Raw genomic sequence first — 20740 nt, forward strand, 5'->3', positions numbered from 1 at the left:
CCAATATCTGTAACCCCAAACCCAAGGATTGAAAAAGAAGAATTAGCTGTTTTTAGAAAGCTCTTTTTAAGGGCTTTGAATGAAAATCAGATGCTAATTCTAAGGAGCATAAATGGGAAGCATCGTTCCCTAAATGCCCTTTTAGAAGAGATTAGCAAGGATACCAAGAAGCCAATCTCAACATTAAAGCTCAATGCCAGGATTCTGAAAGAGCTCGGCTTAATTGACTACGGCGAAAAGAACAATCCAAAGCCCGTTGAACTGACAAAACATGGAAAGCTCGTTCTAAAAATTCTCGAGGTGGTAGAATGAGCGAAAGCTTGATTCACTTGGTCTTAAGTGACAAGCTCAAAGAAATGCTCTCAGGAGTGAACAACTTCCACCTCAACTCCTCTATGACGTGCCTTGAGATTTTAAAGGCTGTGATAGCAAAGAAAAGAGAAAATGACGTAATAATCTTAAGCAAAGGACACTCGGCGCCAGCATTTTACGTAATCCTTTCAGGGCTTGGACTTTTAAGTGAAGATGAGCTGAAAAGCTTTGCCAATTTAGATGGACTGCCGAGCCACGTTATCAGGGGTTTCCCATTCATTGAGGTCTCAAGCGGTTCATTGGGACAGGGATTATCAGTTGCCAACGGAATTGCACTGGCATCAAAGCTCGAAGGAGAAGAAAGGAATGTTTATGTGATCTTAGGCGATGGAGAACTGGATGAAGGACAAATCTGGGAAGCAGCAATGACTTCTTCGCATTATAGGCTTGACAATGTTATAGCCATTGTCGATAGGAACTTTAGGCAGTTAACAGGAATGACAGAGGAGATAATGTCAAAAGAACCCTTGGCAGAGAAGTGGAATTCCTTTGGCTGGGAAGTGTTTGAGGTTGAAAACAATGCCGAGAAACTCCTAAAGTTGCTCTTTGAGCTCGATAAAGTAAAGGGAAAGCCGAAAGTAATAATAGCTAAATGGGAGTGAAAGGCTATGGATAAAATCATCGAAAGCTTTAGGGAAGCCTTTGGAAGGGCTTTAGTTGAGATGGGAAAGGAGAACGAAAACGTTGTAGTTCTCGATGCGGATGTAAAGGGCTCAACAAAAACGATTTACTTTGAAAAAGCTTTCCCCGGTAGATTCTTCCAGATAGGCATAAGTGAGCAGGATTTAATTTCAACGGCGGCAGGCTTCGCGATAGCTGGCAAAATTCCAATAGCTTCTGCTTTTGCAGCTTTTATGATGAGAGCATGGGAACAGATAAGAAACACAGTGGCAAGGGATAACCTAAACGTCAAAATTGTTACGACTCATTCGGGTTTTTCCGATTTCATGGATGGCTCATCGCATCAATGCTTAGAGGACATAGCTTTGATGAGGGTTTTGCCGAACATGAGAGTCCTTGTACCGGCAGATGCTTATGCAACCAGAGTTCTCCTTGAGCAGATGGTTGAAAGCGAAGGGCCCTTTTACATGCGTCTGGGAAGGGATTACACGGTAAAGGTTTACGATGGAGAAGAGCTCAAAGTTGGCAAGGCAGAAATCCTAAGGGAAGGGGAGGATGTTTTTTTGATTGCCTGTGGATTCATGGTTTCAGTGGCTTTAGAAGTCGCTGAAAAGCTTAAAGACCTGAGCGTTGGAGTGGCGGATTTTCACACGATAAAGCCCCTTGATGAGAACACATTGCTCAAAATAGCTAAAAAAGTCAGCTTAATAGTCACCTTGGAAGAGCACAGCATTTTTGGAGGGCTTGGAGGAGCTGTAGCAGAAGTTTTGAGCGAAAAGATACCAAAGAGGGTCATTAGAATTGGAGCAGAAGAGTTTGGCAGAAGCTCGAGGGACTACTTAGCGTTACTGGATTTCTACGGCTTAAGTGCTGATAAAATTGCAAAGAGAATAGTCAAAGCAGTTGGGGGGTAATTTGATGTTTAAATTCAGCAAAGAATACAAAGCTAAGACCGTTGTCAAAGTTGATGGGGTCAAATTTGGGGAAGGATTTACCATAATTGCCGGACCGTGTTCCGTTGAAACAGAGGAGCAGATAATGAAAACTGCAGAATTTTTGAGCGGGCTTGGTGTTAAAGTCCTGAGAGGAGGAACATTTAAGCCCCGCACAAGCCCCTACTCTTTCCAAGGGCATGGAGAAAAGGCTTTGAGATGGCTCAAAAAAGCTGGAGAAGAGTTTGGCTTAGTTACGGTCAGTGAAGTTATGGATACAGGGAAAGTTGAACTCGTGTCTAAATACGTTGATATTCTGCAAATCGGGACGAGAAACGCTCAAAACTTTGATCTTCTGAAAGAGGTCGGCAAAAGGGATAAGCCGGTCATTTTAAAGAGAGGCTTTGCCAATACGATTCAAGAGTGGCTCTATTCGGCAGAATACATCTTAGCTGAGGGAAATGAAAACGTCATTCTCTGTGAGAGAGGTATTAGAACATTTGAAACATCAACGCGCTTTACCCTTGACATCTCAGCGGTTCCAGTCGTTAAAGAGCTGTCCCATCTTCCAATAATAGTTGACCCCTCCCACGCTGCTGGAAAGAGGAGCTTAGTTAAACCCCTGTCCAGAGCAGCACTTGCCGTCGGAGCGGACGGAATCATGGTTGAAGTACATCCAAAGCCCGAAAAAGCCATGTCGGATTCAAAGCAGCAGCTGAACTTCGAGGAATTCAAAGAACTCCTGGAGGACTTGAGAAAATGGAGATTATAATCAAGAAAGGTAGCATTAAAAAGCTAAAAAGCATTGTTGATGAGCTTTCTCCCTACAAAACCGCCGTAATAACCAACACAACTCTCGAAAAGCTCTGGTTGGATAAGATATTGGATCAGATAAACGCTGTTCCAATCGTCATTCCCGATGGGGAGGAGTTCAAAAGCTTAGAGACGGCTCAGCAGATATGGAAAAAGCTAATTGAGATCAGCTTCACAAGAAGATCCTTGATAATTGGACTTGGTGGTGGGGTTATGACGGATTTAGCTGCTTTTGCTGCCTCTACTTTTATGAGGGGAACCTATTTGGGCTTGATTCCAACGACCCTTTTAGCTCAAGTTGATGCCGCTATAGGGGGGAAGACTGGGGTTAATTTTGAGGGCAAAAACATCATTGGAACTTTTTACTTGCCTAACTTTGTTCTAATTGATCCAGAAACCCTGAAAACACTTCCCGAGGTTGAAATAGTGAACGGCTTTGGCGAGGTCGTTAAGTACGGGATTCTTGATTCAAGAGTCTACAAGAAGCTCAAGTCTTTCAGGAAAATCGATGAAGAGCTGATTAGAGAATGCGTAAACGTAAAGCTCAGAATCGTTGAAGAGGACTTAAGGGAAAGCGGGAAGAGGAGGATTTTAAATTTAGGCCACACCGCTGGGCATGCAGTAGAGAAAGCTTCAAATTACAGGGTAAAGCACGGCTTTGCCGTCGCTATCGGCTTGATGGCGAGCGCACTAATAGCGGAAAAGGTCAACGGTTTCGATTCTGGAAAAGTCGAGGAATTATTAGATAAGTTTAGCCTTCCAAAGAGGCACAGCTTTGAACCAAAGGAGCTTTTAGAAGCCATGAAAATAGATAAAAAAGCCTGGTATGGGAGGTTAGTTTTCATACTTCCAGAGGAGATTGGAAAAGTTACCATAAGGGAAGTTGAGGAAAAAATAGTTTTAGCTGTTCTTGAGGCGATGAAAAATGATAGCAGGGACAATTAAAGCTAAAGGCATTGATGAAGTAATAAAAATAATTGAAAGAGGAGAAGCTGATCTCTATGAACTTAGAGTTGATGCCATGGAAAGCTTTGAGGGAATTGAAAAGCTGAAGCCCTTTGCTGGGAAGCTGATAATCACAGTGCGTTCTAAGGAGGAAGGAGGATTCAGAGAGATTAGGGATGAAGAGAGACTAAAACTCTTCAAAGAGTTCCTGGAGATTAACCCAGCGTTCGTTGATGTTGAGTTCAAATCAAAGATTGCTGAAGATGTAATAAGATTGGCAAGAGAGAAAAAAGTTAGGGTTATTATTTCATATCACGATTTTGAGAAAACGCCAAGCTTTGAAGAACTCAAAGCACTCTTGGAGGAAATGAAAAAGCTCAAAGCTGACGTCATAAAAGTAGTCACCTTTGCCAAGCACCACATTGATAATGTAAGGATTGTAAGGCTCTATGAATACGAAAAAAACCTCATTGCTTTTTGCATGGGGGAAAAAGGGAAGATTTCAAGGGCTCTCAGCTTGATTTTAAGCCCATTTACTTACGCTTCTCTGGACGAAGCAGCTGCACCTGGACAGCTAAGCGCTGAAGACATGAAGCTGCTCTTAGCTCTAATTGGTGATGGAAATGATTAACGCCAAAACGAGACTCTACGGATTAATCGGGAAGCCCGTTGAGCACTCGCTAAGTCCAGTTATCCACAACGCCCTGTTCAAAAGATACAACATCAACGCGGTTTATTTAGCCTTTGACGTTGATGATTTGGAATCAGCGGTTAAAGGGGTTAAAGCTCTTGGGATTTCTGGATTGAATGTTACAATGCCCTACAAAGAGCAAATTTTGGAGTTTTTAGATGAGCTTTCAGAAGAAGCCAGAGCGATTGGAAGCGTGAATACAGTAGTAAACAGAGAAGGGAAGCTCATTGGATACAACACTGACGGTATTGGTGCGTTAAAAGCTCTAAAGCGCTTTACGGAAGTTGAGGGGAAAAGGGTCTTGCTTTTGGGAGCTGGAGGTGCCGGGAAGGCAATAGCCTACACTCTCTCCAGGTTAGCCAAAGTTGTGGTTTTGAATAGAACTGAGAGAAAAGCAAAAGAGCTTGAAAAGTTTGGCGTCAAAGGGGGTAAGCTGAGCAAGGAGAATTTGAAGCGTTACTTAAGCTGGGCTGACATCGTGATAAATGCCACATCCCTTGGCATGAACGAAGATAGGAGTCCAATTCCAAAGGGGCTTTTGAGAGAAAATCTGGTTGTTTTTGATATCGTTTACTCCCCCTTGGAAACCAATCTCTTAAGGGAAGCCAGAGAAGTTGGCTGTTTGACTATTGACGGCCTGTGGATGCTAATCCACCAAGGAGCCGAGAGCTTCAGGCTGTGGACTGGAGTCAAGCCAGACGTTGAGTTTATGCGTCGGGAGGCGCTTAAAGGTGAAAAGCGAAGCATTTAGCGCGGTAACGGTAATCAATGCCTTTGCCACCGGGAAGGGGGGAGCAATTGGAATAGATTTGAAGGTTAGCGTTGGGGTTAAGCTGACTGGTGAAGGGGTTAGCGGTGAAATCTTCGTTAGAGGGGAAAAGTTTGAGGACTTTTCGTTAGTTGGAACAGTTGTGGAGACAATTAAAGATAAATTCGGCTTAGATTTTGGCGTTAAAGTTAAGATAGACTCGGAGATTCCAGTTGGAAAGGGCTTGAAGAGCAGTTCAGCGGTAGCTAACGCTTTAACAGATGCAATCTTAAAAGAGCTTAAAATTGAGTTGTCCGATATTGAAGTTGTTAAGCTCGGAGTTGAGGCATCGAAAAGAGCTGGTGTAACTTTAACGGGAGCATTTGACGATGCCTGTGCCTCGTACTTTGGTGGTCTATGTTTGACAGACAACTTAAAGCTTGAGCTCTTGAAGAAAGAGGAAGTGGAGAAACTACCCGTCGTTTTGCTAATTCCCAAAGAAATCCTCCTGACGTCAAGTCTGAGGGGGAGAAACTTCAAAGTCCTCGCTCCATATGTCGAGGAAGCCTTTAAGTTGGCACTAAGAGGGGAGTGGAAAAAAGCTCTGGTTTTGAACGGGTTGATATACGGGTCTTTCTTGGGATATAATCTCGAACCCATTGTTGAGGCTCTAAGAGCCGGAGTGGTTGCCGGACTTTCAGGAAAAGGTCCTGCAATGTTTGCAATAACTGAAGAGCCCGAAAAAATTGTAGAAACTTGGAGAGACTATGGGGAAGTTTTGACAACAAGGCTGAGGTGAGCCGATGATAGAAATCACGCCGGTGAAAACTTTAGATGGAAAAATTAGGGCTCCCCCCTCAAAGAGCTACACGCATAGGGCATTATTTTTGGGATTGCTCTCGGAAGGGAAAACAAAAATAGAGAACCCGCTAATCTGCACTGATACGCTTGCAACGCTGAACGCCGTGAGAGCATTTGGAGCCAGAGCAGATTGGAATTTTGTCGAAAGCTCTGGAGAGGTTGAGCCAGCCAAAATTAACGCTTTTGAATCAGGAACAACCGCGAGGTTGGCCATAGGCATTGGTGCCTTAGCAGATGGGAGAAGCGTGATAGACGGAAAGGAATCTTTGAGGAAACGCCCCATGGAACCTCTGCTCAGAGCTTTGAATGATTTGGGCGTAAAAACCCAATCAAATGGCTTTCTGCCGGTGAGGGTTTTTGGTGGGGAGATAAGAGAGGATTACGTGAGAGTTGATGGAAGCATTTCATCGCAGTTCATCACTGCTCTGCTTATCTTGGGGGCCAAAGTTGGGTTGAGCATAGAGGTGCTGAACCCGGTTTCAAAGCCCTACCTTGAGATAACGCTTAGAACGCTGAAGTGGGCCAATGTTAAGGTTGAAAGAGATGATGGCATTTTCCACGTTCACCAAGGTGTAAAGGCTGATCACTTCTCAATCCCCGGTGATTACTCCTCGGCTTCATTCTTTTTAGTGGCTGGAGCAATATTCGGTAAGGTTAGGGTTGAGGGATTAGATAAAGAGGATGTTCAAGCTGATAAACTAATTCTTGACCTTTTGAGGGAGTTTGGGGCAGAAATAAGAACGGGCAAAGACTACGTTGAAGTTGAGAGGGATGAATTAGTAGGGCAAGAAGTTGATTGCAGGGACTTTCCTGACCTCTTTCCAATTTTAGCGGTTTTAGGAGCTTACTCGGAAGGAAAAACAGTTTTGAGGGCGAAGCATTTGCGCTACAAAGAGAGCGACAGGATAAGGACTATGGCTTTGAACCTGGCAAAGATGGGTGCAAAAGTAAAAGAACTCGATGATGGTCTAATAATAAGCAAGAGCGAGCTTAGAGGCACTGTATTGAATCCGCAGAATGACCACAGGATTGCGATGGCACTCACAATTGCCGCTTTGGGCGCAAAAGGAAAAAGTCTTATCTTAAACGAAAGATGCGTTGAAAAGTCCTACCCAAACTTCTTCAAAGATTTGCGGGGGTTGATTGACCAATGATGGGAAGAATGCTCAGATTTTCGCTCTTTGGAGAGAGCCATGGAAGAGTCGTTGGAGTTTTAATTGAAGGAGTTCCACCAGGAATTAAAGTCAACTTAGAAAAGATGAAAGCTGAGCTTGAGAGGAGAAAGGGCATTAGGAGGTTTTCAACTAAAAGAAGAGAGAACGACGAGCCAGTAATCCTCTCGGGAGTTTTCAATGGCTTTACGACCGGCTTCCCTATAGCTGTAATCATTGAGAACAAAGATGTTGATTCATCTTATTATGAGGAAATAAAAAACACTCCAAGGCCCGGGCACAGTGATTACACAGCTAAAATCAAATATTTTGGATTCAACGATTACAGAGGAGGTGGATTTTTCTCCGGCAGATTGACAGCTGGAATAGTAATAGCCGGCTACTTTGCGAAGGAAATTCTAGCAAAAGCTGGAATAGAAGTGAAAGCCTACATAAAATCCATTGGAAATATAAAAGCAAAGGATTTGAGCGTTGAAGAAATCTTTATCTCAAAAAACAGCTTTTGCCCAGATGAAGAAGCGTTTCAAAAAATGCTCGAAGAGATGGAAAGAGCAAGGAAAGAGGGAGACAGCGTCGGAGGTGTTGTGGAAGTTGTTGCTATAAACGTTCCTCCCGGCATTGGTGGGCCTTACGATGAAGATTTGGAAGGGGATTTAGCTAAAGCTTTCTTTGCAATTCCAGCTGTCAAAGGGGTTGAATTTGGTTTAGGCTTTAAGCTAGCCGAGCTTAGAGGAAGTGAGGCAAACGATCCCTTTGTTGTCAAAGATGGGAAAATTATGACAGAGACCAACAACTGCGGCGGCATCTTAGGGGGGATAAGCAACGGAATGCCAATAGTTGCGAGAATTGCATTCAAACCAACACCCTCAATTTACAAGCCACAAAGAACGGTTGACTTGGAAAAGATGGAAGAAACCGAGATAAAGCTCAGAGGTCGCTTTGATTCCTGCATAGTGCCAAAAGCTCTGCCAGTTATTGAAGCAATGATGGCGTTGATTTTGGCAGATCATTTGCTGAGGTGGTTGAGTTGGAAAGGCTTAATGAGCTTAGGAAAAAGATAGATGAGATTGATAAACAAATAATTGAGCTCTTGGAAGAGAGGGTTAGAATTGCTAAGGAAATAGGAGAAATAAAGAGAGAGTTAAACTTGCCCATAAGGGATGAAAAAAGAGAGGAAGAAGTCCTTAGGAGAGCTGGTAAGTTTAAGGAGGTTTTTGAGAAGATAGTGGAGGTCTGTAGAGATGTTCAACGTTTATGAATTTTTTAACAAGATCTCCTCCATCAACCCTGAGATAAGGCTGGATGCGGGACAGCCAGATATAAAGGTAGATGAAAGGATAATAGAAGAGGCTGTGAATTCGTTAAAGAGATATGAAACGGGTTATACTAAAACTCCTGGCTTAGATGAGCTCAGAGAGAAGATAGCAGAGGTTGAGGGCGTTGAAAAGGAGAATGTAATAGTTGGCAACGGCTCAAAGATTTTAATTGCTTCGCAAATCTTAAGGGCTAAGCGGATAGGAATAATTTCCCCTCACTGGCAGGCGTATGAGAGCCCAGCTAAGATGTTCGGAAAAGAGCTCAGAATTTTTAAAACTTCCCTTGAAGAAGGCTGGGAGCCAAAAATAGAAAGATTAAATGTTGACTTACTCATCTTAAACTATCCAAACAATCCAACGGGAAAAATTCTACCAAGGGAAAAGCTTAAAGAAATCCTTGAGATCGCTGAGGATGAAAATGTAAAAGTTTTAGCCGATGAAATTTACTCTGACATAACTTTTAAACCCTTTACACCAGCGAGGGAGCTTTATGACAACGTTGTGACCGTTAAAGGCTTCTCAAAGCTCTTCTCCATGACGGGATTTAGAGTAGGATATGCAATAGCGCAAAGGGAGGATATTAAAGCTATGCAGAAGTTTCTTGAAGTAACAACAACTTGTGTCCCCATCTTTATTCAAAGGGCGGGAGTTAAAGCGCTGGAAATTAGGGATGAGATCAAAAAGAGGGTTGTAAGGATCTACGAGGAGAGAGCAAGACTTGCTTCAAGAATCCTGAAAGGGACATTTGAATTTTACAAACCCGATGGGACATTTTACCTCTTTGTTAAAACAGGGGTTGATGGGCTCAGCTTTGCCGAGAAGCTTTTGGAAAAGGGTGTCTCTGTTTTTCCCGGGATAGCCTTCGGAGATTATAGAGATTTTATCAGAATTTCGTTGGTAAGTTCGAGGCTTGAAGAAGGACTCAAAATAATCAAGGAGGTTAAGCTATGCGCATTGGGGTAATCGGCTATGGAAAAATGGGGAAGCTGTTTGCCAGAGAGTTTAGCACAAAGCATGAAGTTGGAATTTACTCAAGGCATGCAAAGGGAATTGAGTTTAAGCTGTTTGGTTCAATAGATGAGCTTTTTAAATGGGCAGATGTGATTATTGTTGCAAAATCTCTTGAAGAGATCCCTCAAGTTTTGGAAACGCTTGCAAAATTAAGTGAAAAAAGCCAAGGAAAGGCTATTTTTGACATATCAACATTCAAGAGAGATGTGATAGAGATTTACAAAAGATTTCCGGAGAGCGTTAATGTATGTAGTGTTCATCCGATGTTTGGTGCTGGAGCTGAGAACTTTGAAGGCAGAAGGTTCATAGTAATTCCAGTTGAGGGAAGGGAAGGGGATATAACTCCAGTGATAAATCTTTTCAAGGAATTTAAAGCCGAAGTCTTCATTGCAGATGCAAAAACTCACGATGAAATGATGAAACTTGTCATTGGGATTCCGTATTTCATTGGCATCTCATTCCTGAGCTTTCTCTCGGAATTTGAAGGAGTTGAAAACTTCGGAGGCACGTCCTTTGAATATTTAGCCACTTACGCAAAGGCTGTGCTCAATGACTCACCAGAGTTTATTAAAGAGGTTTTGGAGTTCTCAAAGGATAAACTTAGAGAATTCCTCAGATTTGCTGAAAAAGGAGAATTTGATATTGAAATGCTGAGGAAGAAGTTTGAACATGAAATTGAGGAGAGATATAAGAGATTTTACAAAGTGTTAAGCGAAACATAATTAAATTGACAAATTCTGTCTAAATGACATTATCTCCCCGAAAAACTTTTTATCGCTTAAGGATTTCAAAAGGAAAGTGTTGAAAATGGAGAAGATAGCATTCATAGACGTTGAAGGAACTTTGACTGACTTTGAGTTCTGGAATGAGATAGCGAATTACGTAGAGAATGGAGACGAGATTAGGGCTTTGCTTCATCTTGGACTTACGGGAAAAATTAATTGGCTTCAGGGGTTTTTGATGAGAATTGATCTAATTAGAGGGCTCGAGATTTCTACAGTCAAAAAAGTCTCTGAGAAGTTTAAACTTAAAAATAGGACAATAAAAACAATTTCTTACCTCAAACAAGATGGGTTTAAGATTATTCTTATAAGTGGAATGTTTAAGGAGGTTATTGGAAAAGAACTCTCAAAATCAAAAGCAGATATAATTTCAAACAATTTAATAGTCAAAAATGGTATCGTAGTTGGAGCAAATTTAAATTTTATTGACAAAGGAAGCGTTGTTAAAAGATATCGGCGCCAAAACGTATTTGTGTTGGCTGTTGGAGACGGAGCAAATGATTTGCCGATGTTTAGATGGGCTGACATTAAAATATGCGTTGGAGGAAATCCAGTTCTCAGAAGGGAAGCTGATTTTTGCATTAATGATTTCACTGAGATTATTAATGTGATCTAAATATTATTGTGGCTGTTAATGGAGAGCTAAAAAGTTCACAAAAGAGACTGTAAAAGTTCATTCACGTCCTTGATATCTCTACCCACCATAAGGAAGTTGAAATCTTTTCCGTAAGCTTTTTTGTAATTCTTCACAAGCAGTTCGTCGTTTATTGTATCCCCAATGTAAATTCCTTTCTCACCTTTTGTGAGATGCCAGAGGGCTTTTGGATCAGGCTTGACATAAAGTTCTCTTGTCACAGCATTTTTGAAGTGAAACCCAACTATTTTCTCCGCCAACTCAAGCTCTAAGGCACTTCTCCCTGTTATAATCCCAAGCTTGAATCTTTCGTTGGCTTTTTCTAAGAGCTCTTTTTTCACTATTGGCTTTTCCTTCTTCCAAAGCCCCTCAAAGTCGAAAGCTCTCTCTTTGTAGTGCTCACCAAGGTAGAATGTGTTGAAAATCCTCTCAATGGTTTTGGGATCTATTACTACTCCAAACTGCTTTCTAACCCAACTTATCCCTTCTCCGGCTGGAAAGTTTTGCACAAAGCTCCTTAGGTCTCCAGTCAAGACTCCGATTATCAAAGCTTCACTAACTTTGAAGTCATCTCCAAATGCGCCTTTCCTTCGTAGAGTCCTTATTAAATCTAATTCGATTTCAATGCTTTTGTCGAGCTTTTTTAGAAAATACTCAACAGTCAGCTTTGTCGCCAGGTCGTAGCTCTCGCTCACGTCAATTAAAACGCCGTCAACGTCAAAAATCAGCCATTTTAGCTCTGTCATTAATTAACCCCCCGAATCATGGCCCATGCAGGAAATTAGTAATCTCCCTCCAAAAACTCCTTTAATGCGTTAATCAACTCGTCGTTTTCCTCTCTCTTGCCGATGGTAACTCTTATGTGTTCCTTTAATTGTCCACCGAGCTTTCTCACCACAATGCCTTTCTCAAGAAGGAATTCATAGGCATCTAAGCGCATAAGCAGAAAGTTTGCCTCGCTTGGATAAGCGTAATCTTTGAATTTTTTATAGATGCGCTCACGCTCTTTAATTATGTAATTAACTCTTTCCATAACTACATCATAGTGATTTAGCATGACTTTTGCCGTGATCATTGTTAAGGAGTTGAGGCTGAATGGAGATTTAATTCTGTAGAAAGCATTGATAATCTCTTCATCTGCCAGAAGGTAACCTGCCCTTGCTCCAGCCAAACTGAAAGCCTTTGAAAATGTCCTCAAAATTATGAGGTTCTCATATTTATCAAGCAGATCAATACAGCTCTTTCCTGAAAATTCTGCATAGGCTTCATCCAGAACAACCGTAACACCAGTATCGAGGACTTTAAGTATCTCTTCCCTTGGCTGGGTATTACCTGTTGGGTTGTTTGGAGAGGTTATGAAAACAATGCTCGCTTTTTTAGCTTTCTCTGCGATCATATCGCCGTTTATGGTAAAGCTTTCGTCCAGAGGTACTTCTACGACGGGAATTTCATTCAGCTTTGCATAGAAATAGTACATACCAAAAGTCGGAGGCGTTGTAACTATGTAGTCCCCTTTAAAAAGTCTGGTCAAATAGCTCAGCAGCTCATCTCCTCCGTTTCCTACAGCAACATTCTCTGGATTGAGTCCATAAAACTCCGCTATAGCCTCCCTCAGAGGCATGGCTGTTATGTGTGGGTAGCGATTGAAGGGAGTTTTCCGGAGCTCTTCAAAAATCTCTTCTTTTATTTCTGGCGGCAGGTCGAAGGGATTCTCGTTCTTGTCAAGCCAAATCTTGTAGTTGCCCTCCAAAACCCTGTAAGGCTCAAAACTTTTAACTAATCCTCGAATCTTCACTTTCTCCGCCTCCTCAATTCCTCCATAACTTTCCCTAAGCTGATTTCATTGTAGGCAAGCAAAACCAGCAGATGATAAAGCAAATCGGCAGTCTCGTATATTATTCTCTCCCTTCCTTCAGCGACTAAAACCTCAATTGCCTCCTCTCCAAACTTCTTGTAGATTTTCTCCTTCCCCTCTTTGAACAGCCTTGACGTGTAAGAATCTTCTTTTGGATTTTCTTTCCGCTGCTTTATCAACTCTTCAAGCTCCCTCAAAATTGTCAGCGAGTAATCTATCCCACCAACGGCTTTTTCAGGCTCTCCTAACTTTCTGTAAAAGCATGAATAATTGCCAGTGTGGCATGCAACACCAACTTGCTCAACAATTAAAAGCAAAGCGTCATTGTCGCAGTCTATCCTAATCTCCTTTACTTTTTGAACGTTTCCACTAACCTCACCTTTCATCCTAATTCTCTTTTGACTCCTTGAATAGTAGTGGGCATAACCCGTTTCAAGCGTCTTCATTAAAGCTTCTTTGTTCATGTAAGCCAATGTTAGAACTTCCCCCTTTGTATCCTGGACAATTACTGGAACAATCCCATTGTTCCTCTCCCAGTTGACTTTTTCAATAAGCTCCTTCATTTTCATCACTCCAATCTTATAGGAACGCCTTTCTTAGCAAGATACTCTTTCAGCTCTCTAACCGTGTATTTTCCATAGTGGAATATCGAAGCTGCCAAAGCTGCCTCAGCACCTATTTTAAACGCTTCATAAAAGTGCTCCGGACTTCCAGCACCTCCAGAGGCTATAACTGGAATATCCACGGCTTCAACGATCGCTTTAGTCAGCGGAATATCAAAGCCTTGCTGAGTTCCATCTGTGTCCATTGATGTCAGGAGTATTTCTCCAGCACCTAAGCGCTCAACTTCCTTTGCCCACTCTATAGCATCAAGTCCTCTTGCTTTTCTTCCTCCGTGAGTATAAACCTCCCAGTATTTGCTGTTCCACTTTGCATCAATCGCTATGACCAAATTTGCAGAGCCAACAACTTTTGCAGCTTCGCTTACAAGCTTTGGATTCTCAACGGCCGCTGTATTTAGGAAAACCTTATCAGCACCGCTTTTGATAATCTCCCTTATCTCTTCGACGCTTCTAATTCCTCCACCAACTGTAAATGGGACGTAAATCTCCTCTGCAATGCGCTTTACTAAGTCGAGGAGAATTCTCCTCTTTTCAAACGATGCTGTGATGTCAAGAAAGACTATCTCGTCTATTCCTTCTTCCTCATAGCGCTTCGCTAATTCTATTGGATCCCCAGCATCTCTGATGTTTTGAAACTTTATTCCCTTGACCACTCTACCTTCCTTTATATCCAAGGCTGCGATAATCCTCTTAGCTAACATCTCAATCACCCAAGACATTTAACAGCTCTTCTAAAGTAACCTTACCTTCGTAGAGGGCTTTTCCCACTATAGCTCCAGAGAATCCAATCTCTCTAAGCTTGATCACATCATTCACGCTTGAAACTCCTCCAGCATAAATGAATTCCTCATTGTTCCAAAAGCGCTCTATGCTCCCTATCCCAGTTAAAGTGCCATCTTTTTCGATTGCCGTGTAAATAAATCTTTTGACGTATTTTCTAAGCATTTCGTAGGCTTCCTCAACACTTATTGAGCTCTCCTCAAGCCAGCCCTTCACCGCTATCTTTCCGCCCTTGGCATCTAAGCTAACAGTAATTCCTTCAAAATCTTGTGTTACTCTTTCTAAAAACTCCAAGTCAAAGGCTTTCGTGCCAATTATGACGTTTTCGACGCCGATTTCATAAGCCTTTGCTATGCTCTCATAATCTCTAAAGCCACCCCCAAGCTGAATTCTCAGTCCTGTTTTCTCTATTATTCGTCCAACAACACCAAGATTTTGAGGCTTTCCGCTAAAAGCCCCATCCAAGTCCACTATGTGAATTTTGTCAACGTATTCGGCGAAGCCCTTGGCTATCTCCACCGGGTCACCGTAAACTTTCACTTTATCCTTTCTCCCCTTGTAGAGGCGAACGGCATTTCCATTCATTAAATCTATAGCGGGGTAAATCTTCATCTCACAACCTCCTGAAGTTCGCTAAGAGCTTTAACCCAACTCTGCTCGACTTTTCTGGGTGGAACTGAACCGCGTAGACGTTGTCCTTGCATACTGCAGAGGTAAAAATCACTTCGTTGCCCTTCGACTGATAGTCTGTAACCCCTGCGACTATGTTCTCATCTTGGGGATCTGCGTAGTAGGAGTGGACAAAGTAGAAATATGCTCCATCCTTTATGCCTTCAAAGAGCCTGCATTCTTTCTTCTGCCACACCTGATTCCATCCGATGTGCGGCGTTCTGACTCCTCTAAAGCGCACAACTTTGCCTTCAAACACGCCAAGCCCTCTGCTTCCCGGGCTTTCCTCGCTCTCTTCAAAGAGCAGCTGAAGTCCAAGGCATATGCCGAGGAACGGCTTCCCGTCGTTTATGGCATCTAAGATGACTCCTCTCAAAGGCTCAAGCTTCTCCATCACAGCTCCAAAGTTCCCAACGCCGGGCAAAACTATTTTCTCAGCTTTCTCTATTTCATAAGGGTCGCTCGTAATGACTCCACCTAAAGCTTTTCTCACGTTGGCTAAGTTGCCGATTCCCAAATCAACTATCGCAATCACTACAGCACCCCCTCAGCCCTTTGCTTCGCATGTTGGGACAAAGTCCCAACACGTCGGGAAGCTTCGCTTCCCACGAAGCGCTGGTGGAAATTTTCCATCTGCCAAAGGCTTGTCCCACAGTTGGTGTTCCAATATGCCTTTTGAGTACATTTTAGGTTGCTCTCTATGGAATTCCTCATTCACAACACCCCTTTTGTGCTCTCCAAACGCTCACTTTCGCTTAAAGCCTGCCTCAGAGCAACACCGAGTCCCTTAAACGCAGCCTCAATTATGTGGTGTGCATTCACTCCAGCCAGCTGCTTCATGTGGATTGTGGCATTTAATGTCCTTGCTAAAGCCCAGAGAAATTCCCTAACTAACGTAACCTCGAAGCCTTTCTCGCTCTCCTTTATATCGAGCTCAAGGTTGAGGTAAGGCCTTGAGATATCGACAGCGACCAGAACCAGTGCATCGTCCATCGGCATTATCGCACTTCCAAAGCGGGCTATCTTTCTGCCTTTAATTTTCTCTCTAAGCTCTTCACCCAGGACTATACCCAAGTCCTCCCACAGGTGGTGCCTTAAATCATAGCTCGCCTTGATGCTGACATTTTGTTGCATGTAAAAGAATAAAGCAGTAAGGAGGTGGTCAAATACTCTATCTCCTGTTTCTATGCCTCCATCAACGCCAATCTCTACAATAATATCAGTCTCTTTCGTTTTGCGCCTCATCTTCTAACCTCCATCGATTTCCTGTGCATCTCCATTCCCTCTATCTCTGCAAGCCGAATTCCAAGATAGCGCTCGCTTAGAAATTCTTCTCTGCTTACGTAGGCTAAGCTTATTCTCTTCATGAAGTCCATGACTGTTAAAACCCCACTGAACTTTGCTGCTCCCCCTGTAGGCAGAACGTGGTTAACTCCAAGGAAATAGTCAGCAGCTGGCACCGGTGTGTATTCTCCCAAGTAGATAGCTCCAGCATTTTCAATTAAATCTACGAGCTTCAGCGGTTCCTTCGTGATTATCTCCAAGTGTTCTGGAGCTATCTCGTTAGCTTTTTCGGCGCACTCCTCCAAGCTTTCACACACGACAACTTCAATTCCATTCTTTCTGCAGTACTCCGCTAATTCCTTTGAAGTCGTTAAAAGCCAAGCTTTGCTGCCTTTTCCGTGCTCCAGCTGGGAAAGCAAATCGTATAAAACATACTCCTTATTTGCCGTCTCGTCGGCTATAACAGCTATCTCCGATGGTCCAGCTAAGCTGTCAATTCCTACAACACCAAAGACCTGCCTCTTTGCTTCATTCACGAACCTATTGCCTGGACCGAAGATTTTGTCTACCTTCTTCATTCCAATGCCGTAAGCCATTGCCCCAATCGCTTGAATTCCACCGAGCTTGTAAACCTCTTCGATGCCGAGAAGCTTTGCAACATACAGGATGTACGGATTGATTTTGCCGTTTTTAGGTGGTGTTGTAACCGCTATCTCCTTAACACCTGCTACTTTTGCTGGAACTCCAGCCATGATGAGCGTTGAAGGCAGAGGTTTTCCTCCGGGGACATAGATACCGATTCTCCTTATCGGCTTGTAGATTATGCCGTAAAGCGAAGCGTTCTTTATGTAGAGCTTATCGCTCTCAAGCTGTTTCTCGTGGTAAAAGCGGATTCTTTCTATTGTGCGCTTGATTATCTCTTTATCTTTCTCTGGAATCTGCCTCTCCGCTTCTTCAAACTCCTTCTCACTAACAAGGAATTCCCCGTCATAGCCGTCAAACTTCCTTGAGTATTCCTTTACAGCTTCAATACCCCTTTCCCTTATGTCTTTCAAAATTTGAGCCACATAGCTTTCTAACTCAAGATTCATCTTTGATAACCTCCTTAATTTTTAAAACAAGCTCGTTAATCTCCTTAAACTTCGTTTTCTGGGAAATTCTGTTCACCAAAAGCAAAGCCGAAACATCCATAATCTTCTCAACCTCAACTAATCCATTGGCTCTCAATGTGTTTCCCGTCTCGACGATATCAACGATGGCATCTGCAATCCCAATTTTTGGAGCAAGCTCGATGCTTCCGTGAAGCTTTATCACCTCAACTTCAACTCCTCTTTTCTCAAAGAACTTCCTTGCAAGGTTTGGGTATTTGGTGGCTATTCTAAAACCGTCCATCTCTTCAACGCTGACTACATTTTCCTTGGGCATCGCCAAGCTTAAGCGGCATTTTCCGAAAGGCAGCTCAAGAGGGACGAGGACGTCACTTTCCCTTTCCTCAACAACGTCGCTTCCAGCTATCCCAACATCTACACCGTACTCTACATAAACAGGCACATCGAATGCCCTGGCAAGAAGAAGCTCATACCTGCCGTTTTTCACAATCAGTTCTCTGTTCTCTGGTGGCTTAAGCTCAATCCCGGCTTTTTGCAGAATTTCAAGCGAACCCTTGAATAGCCGTCCTTTTGGCAGAACAAACCTCATTCTTCCACCTCCACCGGAATGCCAAGCTTTACGAGTTCTCTTGCAAGCTTGTATGCTTCTTTCATCTTCCCTCTGATCCTCTTTCTGCTCTTCTCTATTTTCCCGTCAAAGAGCTTTGAGAGGGCATTTAAGTCGAATGCGAATCCAAAAGCGCTGGCTCCCTTGAAAGTGTATTCCCCTCCGCCTCCGAGCGGCTTTCCGATTCTTGGAGAGTAGACCTCAAAGATTATGTCGCTGTAGTAAGGCAGGGGTCTTATTGTGCCGAAGTCTATGAAGACTCTCTCATCATCCACTGCCTCGATAATTTTGTTAAGCTTTTCATATTCACAGCTCTTCCCTCTGAAGTTGAACAGCTGCCAGAGCTCTTCTTTCTTCTCCTCGTTTATAGGTAATCTCTCGATGATTTCGAAGTTTCTTCTTGTTAATGCCCTGAAAATTTCTGCTTTGAATTCTTCAATTCCCTCAATTGCTCTCTCCCAGACCTTCAAGCTGCCGACATCGATGTAGAAATCCTCGATGCCGAGCGCTTCCAAGGAAGTTATAACAGTTAAAAGAACCTCGACCTGCATTTTAATGTCATCTCCTCCGATGAACTCAACTCCAGCCTGCCAGTCTCCTTTAATTCCACCGTTCAGCACTTCACTGATGTAGTAGATCTTAAGTCTCCTTGGCTCTTTGAGGTTTGCAAGGATCTGGGATGTTAGGTCGGGCTTTATTACATAAAATTCATTGTTGTAGACAAATTTTGTCCCTTTCCTAAGCTGCCCACTGAACTCTTCTATTGTCGGCAAGAATATCTCCCTATAACCCCAAAGCTCGAAGGTTCGTCTTAAATACTTTGTAATGTCTGCTAACCTCTCTGATTCGGAAAATAAATCCTTCTTCAAGAGAATCCCCCCAGAAATTTCTTGATGAAAACCCTTCTGAATAAGGGAGCATCCGGAATTAATACGTTAGAATAGTCAATGATGATGGCAGTAGCTCACCAGAAGAGCGATTGAAAATTCAACCTCTCCCTCAAGGCTTATGCTTCTTTTGCTGTTTACTCTCAACTCTCTCATTTTTAGACACCTCAACCTCCAATGTTCCGTGCCCTATATAAGTTTAACCTATGGAAGTTTGCCAATATGACAAAGATTTGCGAAAAATATTAGGTCTGAAGGGAAGCCAGCTCAAAGATAAGCTCAGCTCTGGGGCAGTATTTTTTCAATCTTTCTTTAACTTCTGCGTGCTTCCCGAGAACGGGCCAGAGAATTGAATCTATGTGAAGAGGTGGGATATCAACGTCTCTTGCAATTCTTGACCAGAAAACTGTGGGAGGTTCGTTTGTGAATCTCTTTGTATATGCATTTATTCTCACATCATCTGGAATTTCAATTTCCATTGGATAGGGGATGAATTCCCTAAATGCTATTCTGCCCGCATACCCAAACATCTTCACAGCAAAGACTATTGTTTTGGCATTTCGTTTGGAATTCAGCACTTTTGCAAGGTCGTTCCTTAGAGATGTCATTGAATAGTAGTAATTTTTGAGGTCTTTAAGTTTAAGCTCAGCCAAGAAAGGCTCAAGCTTTTCAAGCCTTTTAATTTTTGCAGCTGTCAGCCTTCTGTTAGTCTTTGACTCTGATAGAAACCTTGAATAAGCATCAGCAATACCTTTTTCTGAAGGGTTCGATGAGAAATACTCGGCAAATTCCCACCACCACTCTTCTCCAGTGGCTGTCAGCTGATAGCTGACTACTGCGTTGGCAATTACGAGCTTTATAAACAGCTCATCGTTTTTGAGATTTTTGTAAAGATGTTCTAAAGCCGAAAACTGCAGATCAACTTTCTCCTCGATAGTTCTGGCACATTCTATGCCCAACTCTCTAAGGATTCCCTTTAATCTTTCGATTTTTGGCTTGTTCTCCTTGTATTTGACTGTGATGAAGCGGTCAAGGGTCATATTTATCCCTTCGCTACGCTGTTTATCAGCCTCAGCAGATAGGCATTTTCCATCACAATTTCTGCTCCTTTGTTCCTTGGAATTCCGAGCTCTATCTCGGCTTTGAGGCCGTAATCCTTCAGAAAGTCATGCAGCTTTGCCTTCAGCATGGAGTATTCGTTTTTCTGTATTAGCCCGTAAACAGTTGGACCCCACGAGCTCTGTCCGTATCCATAAGTGTTCTCCCTCAAAAACTCCATGATTAGCTTGACATCTTCCCTGAATTCCCCTCCCTGGTAATCCTCAAAATGCTTTCCAACCAGCCTTTGAATTTCACTCAAATGTTTTCCAAAGGTCTTAATGTCCCTTTCTTTTAGAGATGGTAGAAGTCCAAGCAGAATTCTGTGGCTTATTTCCTTTGCAATTTCGGATTTGCCTCTAATGCTTGCCATTATAGGCTTTTCCTCTTCTTCATTAAATCCTCTCTTAACTTGAGGAATCACTAAAAGAAAAGCCCAGTTCTTAGGAAACTCCTCTCTAAAAATCAGAGGTGGTATTCCTTCCTTAACTCCCCCATCAATAACAAAGCCGCCGTATTTGAAGGTGTAAATCCCAGCACCGCTGTTCTTTCCTCTTCCAAAAATTTCAGCCAGCTCTTCAAGTTCAGCATTTATGTTGTTCAGCTTTGCTATTCCTACACCAACAGCTAAAGAGAGCTGAGTTGTTGATCCTAAGCCAATATGTCTTGGGATTGCTTTTCTAACTTCAACGAGATAATTGAAGCCCGTGCTAAAATGTTTGTTCATCCTTCCAATGATGAATTTAATTGTTTCTTTGTCTTCTCTTTCAGCCCTAATTTCGAGTTTTTCATGTGGCATGAGCTTTATCTCGTAGCCTTCTTCAAGGGCAACACCTAAGCTTCCAAATCTTCTTCCCAAAGAACCGGAGGGGTCAATTAAACCTAAATGCAGTCTTCTTGGTGTTTTGATTATCATAACCACCACCATAT

The 20740-nt window shown here is 42.7% G+C and carries 27 protein-coding genes; 14 read left to right on the plus strand and 13 right to left on the minus strand.

Going from position 1 to position 20740, the window contains the following annotated elements; translation table 11 throughout:
• Window positions 1–27: 27 nt before the first annotated feature.
• From TERMP_RS02085 to TERMP_RS11240, 14 genes are all read left to right on the plus strand, one after another.
• Complete coding sequence (locus tag TERMP_RS02085) at window positions 28–312, plus strand: hypothetical protein (RefSeq protein WP_193385911.1); 285 nt, start codon at window positions 28–30, stop codon at window positions 310–312.
• Window positions 309–974 carry a 1-deoxy-D-xylulose-5-phosphate synthase N-terminal domain-containing protein gene (locus TERMP_RS02090; RefSeq protein WP_013466693.1) on the plus strand — a complete coding sequence of 222 codons (666 nt, stop codon included), beginning with the start codon at window positions 309–311 and terminating at the stop codon, window positions 972–974. Before TERMP_RS02085 ends, TERMP_RS02090 begins: the two co-directional genes overlap by 4 nt.
• A 6-nt stretch (window positions 975–980) precedes the next feature.
• Entirely contained in the window at window positions 981–1907 is a 927-nt protein-coding gene (locus TERMP_RS02095) for a transketolase family protein (RefSeq protein WP_013466694.1), read from the plus strand.
• A gap of 4 nt (window positions 1908–1911) precedes the next feature.
• Window positions 1912–2697 (plus strand): 3-deoxy-7-phosphoheptulonate synthase, encoded by a 786-nt coding sequence (gene aroF, locus TERMP_RS02100; protein WP_013466695.1) that lies wholly within the window; start codon window positions 1912–1914, stop codon window positions 2695–2697.
• Window positions 2685–3683, plus strand: coding sequence for a 3-dehydroquinate synthase (aroB, locus tag TERMP_RS02105; RefSeq protein ID WP_013466696.1), 999 nt, complete (start codon window positions 2685–2687; stop codon window positions 3681–3683). The genes aroF and aroB overlap by 13 nt, the downstream gene beginning before the upstream one ends.
• Window positions 3664–4314 (plus strand): type I 3-dehydroquinate dehydratase, encoded by a 651-nt coding sequence (aroD, locus tag TERMP_RS02110; protein WP_013466697.1) that lies wholly within the window; start codon window positions 3664–3666, stop codon window positions 4312–4314. The genes aroB and aroD overlap by 20 nt, the downstream gene beginning before the upstream one ends.
• Window positions 4307–5125, plus strand: a complete 819-nt coding sequence (locus TERMP_RS02115) for a shikimate dehydrogenase (RefSeq protein ID WP_013466698.1) — start codon at window positions 4307–4309, stop codon at window positions 5123–5125. Before aroD ends, TERMP_RS02115 begins: the two co-directional genes overlap by 8 nt.
• Window positions 5106–5921 carry a shikimate kinase gene (locus tag TERMP_RS02120; protein WP_013466699.1) on the plus strand — a complete coding sequence of 272 codons (816 nt, stop codon included), beginning with the start codon at window positions 5106–5108 and terminating at the stop codon, window positions 5919–5921. Before TERMP_RS02115 ends, TERMP_RS02120 begins: the two co-directional genes overlap by 20 nt.
• Before the next feature lie 4 nt (window positions 5922–5925).
• On the plus strand, window positions 5926–7137 hold the full coding sequence (gene aroA, locus TERMP_RS02125; protein WP_013466700.1) for a 3-phosphoshikimate 1-carboxyvinyltransferase: 1212 nt from the start codon (window positions 5926–5928) through the stop codon (window positions 7135–7137).
• Window positions 7134–8216, plus strand: a complete 1083-nt coding sequence (gene aroC, locus TERMP_RS02130) for a chorismate synthase (protein ID WP_013466701.1) — start codon at window positions 7134–7136, stop codon at window positions 8214–8216. Before aroA ends, aroC begins: the two co-directional genes overlap by 4 nt.
• The gene (locus tag TERMP_RS02135) at window positions 8174–8413 is read left to right on the plus strand and encodes a chorismate mutase (protein WP_237702847.1); all 240 of its coding nucleotides are present in this window, start codon (window positions 8174–8176) and stop codon (window positions 8411–8413) included. The genes aroC and TERMP_RS02135 overlap by 43 nt, the downstream gene beginning before the upstream one ends.
• Complete coding sequence (locus TERMP_RS02140) at window positions 8397–9434, plus strand: pyridoxal phosphate-dependent aminotransferase (RefSeq protein WP_013466703.1); 1038 nt, start codon at window positions 8397–8399, stop codon at window positions 9432–9434. The genes TERMP_RS02135 and TERMP_RS02140 overlap by 17 nt, the downstream gene beginning before the upstream one ends.
• Window positions 9419–10204, plus strand: coding sequence for a prephenate dehydrogenase (locus tag TERMP_RS02145; RefSeq protein ID WP_013466704.1), 786 nt, complete (start codon window positions 9419–9421; stop codon window positions 10202–10204). The genes TERMP_RS02140 and TERMP_RS02145 overlap by 16 nt, the downstream gene beginning before the upstream one ends.
• Window positions 10205–10289: 85 nt before the next feature.
• Window positions 10290–10880 carry an HAD family hydrolase gene (locus tag TERMP_RS11240; RefSeq protein WP_013466705.1) on the plus strand — a complete coding sequence of 197 codons (591 nt, stop codon included), beginning with the start codon at window positions 10290–10292 and terminating at the stop codon, window positions 10878–10880.
• A 35-nt stretch (window positions 10881–10915) separates the two neighbouring features.
• On the opposite strand, the gene TERMP_RS02155 is transcribed toward TERMP_RS11240, so the two are convergent.
• The 13 genes from TERMP_RS02155 to TERMP_RS02215 all read right to left on the minus strand — a co-directional run bounded on the left by TERMP_RS02155 (window position 10916) and on the right by TERMP_RS02215 (window position 20726).
• Window positions 10916–11644 carry an HAD family hydrolase gene (locus tag TERMP_RS02155; RefSeq protein WP_013466706.1) on the minus strand — a complete coding sequence of 243 codons (729 nt, stop codon included), beginning with the start codon at window positions 11642–11644 and terminating at the stop codon, window positions 10916–10918.
• Window positions 11645–11679: 35 nt separating this feature from the next.
• Window positions 11680–12693, minus strand: coding sequence for a histidinol-phosphate transaminase (hisC, locus tag TERMP_RS02160; RefSeq protein WP_013466707.1), 1014 nt, complete (start codon window positions 12691–12693; stop codon window positions 11680–11682).
• Window positions 12690–13316, minus strand: a complete 627-nt coding sequence (gene hisIE / locus TERMP_RS02165) for a bifunctional phosphoribosyl-AMP cyclohydrolase/phosphoribosyl-ATP diphosphatase HisIE (protein WP_013466708.1) — start codon at window positions 13314–13316, stop codon at window positions 12690–12692. Before hisIE ends, hisC begins: the two co-directional genes overlap by 4 nt.
• A 5-nt stretch (window positions 13317–13321) precedes the next feature.
• Complete coding sequence (hisF, locus tag TERMP_RS02170) at window positions 13322–14077, minus strand: imidazole glycerol phosphate synthase subunit HisF (RefSeq protein ID WP_048159721.1); 756 nt, start codon at window positions 14075–14077, stop codon at window positions 13322–13324.
• A 1-nt stretch (window position 14078) separates the two neighbouring features.
• Window positions 14079–14768: a 1-(5-phosphoribosyl)-5-((5-phosphoribosylamino)methylideneamino)imidazole-4-carboxamide isomerase gene (gene hisA / locus TERMP_RS02175; RefSeq protein ID WP_013466710.1), complete on the minus strand. Its 690-nt coding sequence runs from the start codon at window positions 14766–14768 to the stop codon at window positions 14079–14081.
• 1 nt (window position 14769) lies between these two features.
• Complete coding sequence (hisH, locus tag TERMP_RS02180) at window positions 14770–15360, minus strand: imidazole glycerol phosphate synthase subunit HisH (protein WP_013466711.1); 591 nt, start codon at window positions 15358–15360, stop codon at window positions 14770–14772.
• A complete protein-coding gene (locus TERMP_RS02185) occupies window positions 15360–15539 on the minus strand; it encodes a hypothetical protein (RefSeq protein WP_048159722.1) in 180 nt (59 codons plus the stop codon). Before TERMP_RS02185 ends, hisH begins: the two co-directional genes overlap by 1 nt.
• On the minus strand, window positions 15540–16070 hold the full coding sequence (gene hisB / locus TERMP_RS02190; protein WP_013466712.1) for an imidazoleglycerol-phosphate dehydratase HisB: 531 nt from the start codon (window positions 16068–16070) through the stop codon (window positions 15540–15542). It lies immediately after the preceding gene.
• Complete coding sequence (hisD, locus tag TERMP_RS02195) at window positions 16067–17200, minus strand: histidinol dehydrogenase (RefSeq protein WP_013466713.1); 1134 nt, start codon at window positions 17198–17200, stop codon at window positions 16067–16069. Before hisD ends, hisB begins: the two co-directional genes overlap by 4 nt.
• Window positions 17190–17807 carry an ATP phosphoribosyltransferase gene (gene hisG, locus TERMP_RS02200; RefSeq protein ID WP_013466714.1) on the minus strand — a complete coding sequence of 206 codons (618 nt, stop codon included), beginning with the start codon at window positions 17805–17807 and terminating at the stop codon, window positions 17190–17192. The genes hisD and hisG overlap by 11 nt, the downstream gene beginning before the upstream one ends.
• The gene (locus tag TERMP_RS02205; RefSeq protein WP_013466715.1) at window positions 17804–18694 is read right to left on the minus strand and encodes an ATP phosphoribosyltransferase regulatory subunit; all 891 of its coding nucleotides are present in this window, start codon (window positions 18692–18694) and stop codon (window positions 17804–17806) included. The genes hisG and TERMP_RS02205 overlap by 4 nt, the downstream gene beginning before the upstream one ends.
• Window positions 18695–18957: 263 nt before the next feature.
• Window positions 18958–19752 (minus strand): N-glycosylase/DNA lyase, encoded by a 795-nt coding sequence (locus TERMP_RS02210; RefSeq protein WP_013466717.1) that lies wholly within the window; start codon window positions 19750–19752, stop codon window positions 18958–18960.
• Between the two features lie 2 nt (window positions 19753–19754).
• On the minus strand, window positions 19755–20726 hold the full coding sequence (locus TERMP_RS02215) for a beta-ribofuranosylaminobenzene 5'-phosphate synthase family protein (RefSeq protein ID WP_013466718.1): 972 nt from the start codon (window positions 20724–20726) through the stop codon (window positions 19755–19757).
• Window positions 20727–20740 lie beyond the last annotated feature (14 nt).

This window comes from Thermococcus barophilus MP (assembly GCF_000151105.2).
Classification (GTDB): Archaea; Methanobacteriota_B; Thermococci; order Thermococcales; family Thermococcaceae; genus Thermococcus_B; species Thermococcus_B barophilus.

What these genes read in the sequence shown, in the direction of transcription:
- TERMP_RS02090 (WP_013466693.1), top strand. Translation starts at nt 309, where the DNA reads ATGAGCGAAAGCTTGATTCACTTGGTCTTAAGTGACAAGCTCAAAGAA.
- TERMP_RS02095 (WP_013466694.1), top strand. Translation starts at nt 981, where the DNA reads ATGGATAAAATCATCGAAAGCTTTAGGGAAGCCTTTGGAAGGGCTTTA.
- aroF (WP_013466695.1), top strand. Translation starts at nt 1,912, where the DNA reads ATGTTTAAATTCAGCAAAGAATACAAAGCTAAGACCGTTGTCAAAGTT.
- aroB (WP_013466696.1), top strand. Translation starts at nt 2,685, where the DNA reads ATGGAGATTATAATCAAGAAAGGTAGCATTAAAAAGCTAAAAAGCATT.
- aroD (WP_013466697.1), top strand. Translation starts at nt 3,664, where the DNA reads ATGATAGCAGGGACAATTAAAGCTAAAGGCATTGATGAAGTAATAAAA.
- TERMP_RS02115 (WP_013466698.1), top strand. Translation starts at nt 4,307, where the DNA reads ATGATTAACGCCAAAACGAGACTCTACGGATTAATCGGGAAGCCCGTT.
- aroA (WP_013466700.1), top strand. Translation starts at nt 5,926, where the DNA reads ATGATAGAAATCACGCCGGTGAAAACTTTAGATGGAAAAATTAGGGCT.
- aroC (WP_013466701.1), top strand. Translation starts at nt 7,134, where the DNA reads ATGATGGGAAGAATGCTCAGATTTTCGCTCTTTGGAGAGAGCCATGGA.
- TERMP_RS02140 (WP_013466703.1), top strand. Translation starts at nt 8,397, where the DNA reads ATGTTCAACGTTTATGAATTTTTTAACAAGATCTCCTCCATCAACCCT.
- TERMP_RS02145 (WP_013466704.1), top strand. Translation starts at nt 9,419, where the DNA reads ATGCGCATTGGGGTAATCGGCTATGGAAAAATGGGGAAGCTGTTTGCC.
- TERMP_RS11240 (WP_013466705.1), top strand. Translation starts at nt 10,290, where the DNA reads ATGGAGAAGATAGCATTCATAGACGTTGAAGGAACTTTGACTGACTTT.
- TERMP_RS02155 (WP_013466706.1), bottom strand. Translation starts at nt 11,644, where the DNA reads ATGACAGAGCTAAAATGGCTGATTTTTGACGTTGACGGCGTTTTAATT.
- hisIE (WP_013466708.1), bottom strand. Translation starts at nt 13,316, where the DNA reads ATGAAGGAGCTTATTGAAAAAGTCAACTGGGAGAGGAACAATGGGATT.
- hisF (WP_048159721.1), bottom strand. Translation starts at nt 14,077, where the DNA reads ATGTTAGCTAAGAGGATTATCGCAGCCTTGGATATAAAGGAAGGTAGA.
- hisA (WP_013466710.1), bottom strand. Translation starts at nt 14,768, where the DNA reads ATGAAGATTTACCCCGCTATAGATTTAATGAATGGAAATGCCGTTCGC.
- TERMP_RS02185 (WP_048159722.1), bottom strand. Translation starts at nt 15,539, where the DNA reads ATGAGGAATTCCATAGAGAGCAACCTAAAATGTACTCAAAAGGCATAT.
- hisB (WP_013466712.1), bottom strand. Translation starts at nt 16,070, where the DNA reads ATGAGGCGCAAAACGAAAGAGACTGATATTATTGTAGAGATTGGCGTT.
- hisD (WP_013466713.1), bottom strand. Translation starts at nt 17,200, where the DNA reads ATGAATCTTGAGTTAGAAAGCTATGTGGCTCAAATTTTGAAAGACATA.
- hisG (WP_013466714.1), bottom strand. Translation starts at nt 17,807, where the DNA reads ATGAGGTTTGTTCTGCCAAAAGGACGGCTATTCAAGGGTTCGCTTGAA.
- TERMP_RS02210 (WP_013466717.1), bottom strand. Translation starts at nt 19,752, where the DNA reads ATGACCCTTGACCGCTTCATCACAGTCAAATACAAGGAGAACAAGCCA.
- TERMP_RS02215 (WP_013466718.1), bottom strand. Translation starts at nt 20,726, where the DNA reads ATGATAATCAAAACACCAAGAAGACTGCATTTAGGTTTAATTGACCCC.